Raw genomic sequence first — 873 nt, forward strand, 5'->3', positions numbered from 1 at the left:
CCTCATTTCTCGCTGCCGTCCAGATCAGATGCATCGCTCTCTGGGCTAAAATCTTGTGACGACACTATCTAATCATTACATTCAAATAAAAATAATCACGTGGTTATTCTCACTGATACCACCTTATCAAACGGCTATTCATCGCCGAAAAAACAATAATCAGACCTCCGGAAATCAGGCTGCTCACGCGGCAGGGATCACTTTATTTATCACTATGGCAATGAGGTAATAGTATGAGTACAACATCGCAACCAAGCGAGGCGTATGGACATGCGTCATCTCATGATAGTTATGAACTCTCGTTTCTTAAACCCACCCGAATGCCGAATGGATTAACGTCCGTTCTTATATTATTGACGCTTTGCGTTGCGGCCTGGGCTGCATTTGCCGCCAACCTTCTACCGGATTTCGCACGCTACACCTGCGTAATACTGTTTCTGGTCGCGCTGGTGGTGAGTATCTGGGTGACGCCGAAGAATTTCTGTATCGGCTTTTTAGTGTCCCTCTACTGTTACTTAATCGGCTGGCGCATCGGCGCAATGCTTAATGTCGCGATCATCATGTATGTGGCACCGCTGGCATTTATCGCTCTGGTCGCACAGTTGATTGATTGCATTCATAACGACTGGATCAACTACAAAGGCGATGGCTGGTTTGGCAATATGCAGTGGCAGATGACGATTGTGCGGATTTATTTTGGCTATAACTGGGTGGGCCATTTCACCGAGAAATTGTTTGCCGGCCAAGCCTCTTTTGCACATCTGGAGCAGGTATTTTTCAATTATGGTTTAACGTCATACGCGAATTCAGATAATAAGTGCAACGCTCGGACATGATTGTGGAGAGTGTAGGAGGAAGGGTTAACTACCGATA

General features: G+C 46.0%; 1 protein-coding gene. It reads left to right on the forward strand.

Features of this window, described 5'->3' with window-relative positions; all coding sequences use genetic code 11:
- Nucleotides 1–233: 233 nt before the first annotated feature.
- Nucleotides 234–836 (forward strand): hypothetical protein, encoded by a 603-nt coding sequence (locus tag ACSZPU_RS25960; protein WP_499004491.1) that lies wholly within the window; start codon nucleotides 234–236, stop codon nucleotides 834–836.
- Nucleotides 837–873: the final 37 nt, after the last annotated feature.

This window comes from Phytobacter sp. V69 (assembly GCF_965644215.1).
Taxonomy (GTDB): domain Bacteria; phylum Pseudomonadota; class Gammaproteobacteria; order Enterobacterales; family Enterobacteriaceae; genus Phytobacter.

Excerpts from the sequence above, each read along its gene's own strand:
- ACSZPU_RS25960 (WP_499004491.1), top strand. The coding sequence starts at position 234 with ATGAGTACAACATCGCAACCAAGCGAGGCGTATGGACATGCGTCATCT.